The organism is Mesorhizobium sp. M7A.F.Ca.MR.362.00.0.0 (assembly GCF_004023175.1).
Classification (GTDB): Bacteria; Pseudomonadota; Alphaproteobacteria; order Rhizobiales; family Rhizobiaceae; genus Mesorhizobium.
The window spans coordinates 6,037-10,386 of the sequence record NZ_RZTF01000230.1 but is presented as its reverse complement, the minus strand read 5'-3'; the positions used below and the strand labels follow the sequence as shown (position 1 = coordinate 10,386).

At 63.2% G+C, this 4,350-nt stretch carries 5 protein-coding genes; 4 read left to right on the top strand and 1 reads right to left on the bottom strand.

The genetic code is table 11. From position 1 onward, the window contains the following. A partial coding sequence (locus EOC06_RS24115) for an aminotransferase class IV (RefSeq protein WP_128308962.1) occupies window positions 1–582 on the bottom strand: 582 nt, incomplete at its 3' end. 246 nt (window positions 583–828) lie between these two features. Between EOC06_RS24115 and EOC06_RS24110 the strand changes: the two genes are divergently transcribed. The 4 genes from EOC06_RS24110 to EOC06_RS43365 form a co-directional block, all read left to right on the top strand. Next, window positions 829–1,362: a MarR family winged helix-turn-helix transcriptional regulator gene (locus EOC06_RS24110; protein WP_024505623.1), complete on the top strand. Its 534-nt coding sequence runs from the start codon at window positions 829–831 to the stop codon at window positions 1,360–1,362. Beyond that, the gene (locus EOC06_RS24105; protein ID WP_013530014.1) at window positions 1,349–2,068 is read left to right on the top strand and encodes a response regulator; all 720 of its coding nucleotides are present in this window, start codon (window positions 1,349–1,351) and stop codon (window positions 2,066–2,068) included. The genes EOC06_RS24110 and EOC06_RS24105 overlap by 14 nt, the downstream gene beginning before the upstream one ends. Window positions 2,069–2,117: 49 nt before the next feature. Further along, entirely contained in the window at window positions 2,118–3,533 is a 1,416-nt protein-coding gene (locus EOC06_RS24100; RefSeq protein ID WP_127268417.1) for an ATP-binding protein, read from the top strand. Between the two features lie 220 nt (window positions 3,534–3,753). Beyond that, window positions 3,754–4,350: glycosyltransferase (locus EOC06_RS43365; protein WP_245469991.1), on the top strand; the 597-nt coding region annotated here is incomplete at its 3' end.

The following is a 4,350-nucleotide window of genomic DNA, read 5'->3' as shown; positions in this document are numbered from 1 at the left end:
CGCTTCGGCGACCTGGCCACGCCAGTCGAGCATCATGGCGTCGGCATAGCCCTTGGCCTCGGCGGCGTGCTTGGACATGGTGCAGATCATGTAGAGGCCGGCGGCCTTCGACCTGGAAGGCGCGGTGCGCGGGTCGGGCCGGCGCCATTCCGCCACATCGAGACGGATGCCTTTCAGCTTCTGCGCAGGATCGAAATAGCTCGGCCATTGCCAGATGGCGATGGCACAGTTGATGCGGTTGTTCTGCGCCGAGACGCCCATCTGCTCACTGCCGCGCCAGGCAATCGGCCGGACATAGGCGTCCTGGAAACCCTGCTTCTTGAGAAGCGTGGAAGAGGCGTCGTTGAGCTCGGCCACCGTATAGGGGATATTGAAACCGAGCAGGCGTGCCGATTCATGCAGGCGCTCGGTGTGTTCGTTGAGCTTGAAGATCTCACCGCCATAGGCGCGCTCTCCCTCGAAAACGGCGCTGGCGTAATGCAGCCCGTGCGTCAGCACATGGATCCTGGCGTCACCCCATTGGACGAATTCGCCGTTCATCCAGATGAAGCCATCGAGTTGATCGAAGGGAACGGATGCCATGGTAACCTCCCACGGGCGGCAGCCCGGATAGTTGTATCGTTGTGTGTTTCGTGTCGGCCGCCCAAAGCGGCTTTTATGGTGGAGCGTAAGCGGATAATTGCGCTCTGGCAAACTCAGGAAATTCCGGAAAAACCGGCTTCCCTTGCCTTTTCGTTCGCAATCCGCCCAAAAGCTTGTCAAAAATTACCATTGCAGGGAAATTACGTCAATAGTACTGACATAATCTCTCTTTCCCACGGAGAAATAATGACGGATCGAAGCCCAGCCGCCGGAAAACCGATCAGGACCGCGATGTCGGTCGAGGACGGCATCGACTTCGCCATCATCGAGCTGCTCTTCTTCGCCTATCGCGACTTCACCTCCGATCCGGACCAGATCCTGGCCGACTACGGCTTCGGCCGGGCCCACCACCGGGTGCTGCATTTCGTCAACCGCAGGCCGGGCCTGACGGTCGCCGAACTGCTCGACGTGCTGAAGATCACCAAACAGAGCCTGGCCCGTGTGCTCAAGCAGTTGATCGACACCGACCATATCGTGCAGTTGCAAGGTCCGCGCGACCGCCGACAGCGCGAACTTTATCCGACCGCCAAAGGCCGTGCGCTGGCGCTGGCGCTGGCGCGGCCACAGTCGCGCCGCATCCATGCTGCATTGGGGGATTCCGGAGTAACCGAACGGACCTTGGTGGAACGGTTCCTCGAAGCGATGGTCAATCCGGAACTGAGGGCGCAGATCGACGTTGGGTCCGCAAAAATGTCAGGGAAAAGCCATGGAGAGCACTGAACGGGTCGATCACGCGGCCGCGCCGGACGACGACGCGCCGCATCTGCTTGTCGTCGACGACGACACCCGCATCCGCAATCTTCTCAAGCAGTATCTGACCGAAAACGGCTTTCGCGTCACCGTCGCCGGCAATGCCGGCGAAGCCAGGCGCAAGCTTGCCGGCCTCGACTTCGACCTTTTGGTGCTGGACGTCATGATGCCCGGTGAAACGGGCGTCGACCTGACCAAGTCGCTGCGAGCCGAAAAGAACGTACCGATCCTGATGCTGACGGCCCTGTCGGAGACCGACAGCCGCATCTCAGGGCTTGAGGCCGGCGCCGACGACTACCTGCCGAAGCCGTTCGATCCGCGCGAGCTGATCCTGCGCATCAACAACATCCTTCGCCGTGGTGGCCCGGCGACCACGCCCAAGGTCGAGCAGTTGGTCTTCGGCCCCTACACCTTCCAGATCGCCCGGCGCGAGTTGAAGCGTGGCGGCGAGGCGCTGAAGCTGACCGACCGCGAGCAGGAGATCCTGGCGATCTTCGCGGCAAGGGCCGGCGAGACGATACCCCGCCACGAGCTTGTCGGTGACGATTCGGAGGTCGGCGAGCGCACCATCGACGTCCAGATCAACCGGCTGCGCCGCAAGATCGAGCGCGATCCGTCCAACCCGGTCTGGCTGCAGACCGTGCGCGGTATTGGGTATCGGCTCAGCGTGGAATAGAATGCCGCCTGCGGCCTGCTGAGCGGCTGCGGGCAAGCGAAATGAGCGAATGGCAACCACGGAACTGGAACAGCCGGGCAATGGCGGCTTGAGCGTACGCGCCGCGCGGACGCTGAAGGCGGTGCCGCGCGCCTGGAACCGCTTCTGGCGCCTCGTCTCGCTGTATATGCCCAAGCGGCTCTATGCTCGCTCGCTGATCATCGTCATCGCGCCGATGATCCTGCTGCAATCGGTCGTCGCCTTCGTCTTCATGGAACGTCATTGGGCAACCGTGACGCAGCGCCTGTCGCAGGCCACCGTGCGCGACATCGCCGCCATCATCGACCTGATCGAAACCTATCCGCGCGATGCCGACTACACCAACATCATACGCATCGCCCAGGACCGCATGCAGTTGAAGGTCGACCTCTTGCCGCCCGACCCGCTGCCCGCGCCTGGCCCAAAACCGTTTTTCTCGATTTTGGATGATGTTCTCTCGTCGGAGATCACCCGCCAGATTAACCGCCCGTTCTGGATCGACACGGTCGGCAACTCCAACATCGTCGAGGTGCGCGTGCAGCTCGAGGGCAAGGTGCTGCGCGTCTTCGTGCGCCGCAGCCAGGCCTATGCCTCCAACACCCACATCTTCCTGATCTGGATGGTCGGCACCTCGCTGGTGCTCCTGATGATCGCCATTCCCTTCCTGCGCAACCAGATCCGGCCGATCCTGATGCTTGCCGAAGCCGCCGAAAGCTTCGGCAAGGGCCGGCCGATGCCGCGTGACTTCCGGCCGCGCGGCGCCGAGGAGGTTCGCCGCGCCGGCTTTGCCTTCATGCAGATGCGCGAGCGCATCGAGCGCCAGATCGAGCAGCGCACCGCCATGCTGACCGGTGTCAGCCATGACCTGCGAACCATCCTCACCCGCTTCAAGCTGCAGTTGGCGCTTTCCGGCGGCAAGGCCGAGACCAAGGCCGCGCTCGACCAGGACATCGACGACATGCAGTCGATGCTCGAAGGCTATCTCGCCTTTGCCCGCGGCGAGGCTTCGGAAGACGCCGGACGGTTCGATCTCGAGGCCTATTTCGAAAAGCTCGGCGAGGAAGCCAGGCTGCGCAAGCGCAAGCTGTCGACGACGCTTGCCGGAGACCCCGATGTGCATGTGCGGCCGAACGCCTTTGCCCGATTGATGTCCAACGTCATCGGCAACGCCTTCCGCTATGCCAAGACGGTGGAGGTCAACGCCACCCATGGCCGCGGCTCGCTGCTGGTCACCATCGACGACGATGGTCCGGGCATCCCCGCCGACCGGCGCGAAGACGTGTTCAAACCCTTCGTGCGGCTCGACGAGGCCCGCAACCTCGACGCCAGCGGCACCGGGCTCGGCCTGTCGATCGCCCGCGACATCGCCCGTTCCCATGGCGGCGACATCACCCTTGAAGACAGCCCGCTCGGCGGACTGCGCGCTATCATCAAGGTTCCCGCATAACCGGCACGATACCGAAAAGTGGAAACCGGCTTCATCCGCCCGTCATGAAACCATGATCAAGAACGCGCATGAAGCGCGCGACCTCAATTGATTCGGCCTTGCCGCCTCACTTCGACCCCGTGCCCGTCCGGGTGCGCTGGAGCGAAGCGAGAGCAGCGGGCTGGTCGCCGTTCCGGCATCGTCTCAAGGCAACCGTCGACCTTTCCTGCAAAGGGCCGCCATGCGCATATTGATGGTCACCGATGCCTGGCGGCCGCAGGTTAACGGCGTTGTCCACACGCTGGAGCGGCTCACCGAGACGCTGAAATCCTTCGATGTCGCCGTGGATTTCCTGACGCCGAACATCTTTCGCACCCTGCCCTTGCCGACCTATCCCGACATCAGGCTGGCGCTGACCACGCCCGGCCATGTCGCGCGCCTGATCGACGCAGGCAAGGCCGACCACATCCACATCGTCACCGAAGGGCCGCTCGGCATCATGGCGCGGCGCTATTGCCGCAATGCCGGCCGGCCGTTCACCACCAGCTATCACACGCGCTTCCCCGAATATCTCAGCGCACGGCTGCCAGTGCCGGAAAGCTGGGCCTATCGCTGGCTGCGCGATTTCCACAATTCCGGCCAAGGCACGCTGGTCGCCACCCAGTCGCTTGCCGACGACCTCTCGGCGCGCGGCTTCACCAAGCTGCGGCCGTGGACGCGCGGCGTCGACACCGACCATTTCCGGCCCGACAAGAAGAAGAATCTCGGCTTTCCCGGCCCTGTCTTCCTCTGCGTCGGCCGGGTCGCCATTGAAAAGAACCTCTCCGCCTTCCTCGAC

Coding starts and splice junctions, on each gene's coding strand:
- EOC06_RS24110 (WP_024505623.1), top strand. CDS start 829: ATGACGGATCGAAGCCCAGCCGCCGGAAAACCGATCAGGACCGCGATG.
- EOC06_RS24105 (WP_013530014.1), top strand. CDS start 1,349: ATGGAGAGCACTGAACGGGTCGATCACGCGGCCGCGCCGGACGACGAC.
- EOC06_RS24100 (WP_127268417.1), top strand. CDS start 2,118: ATGGCAACCACGGAACTGGAACAGCCGGGCAATGGCGGCTTGAGCGTA.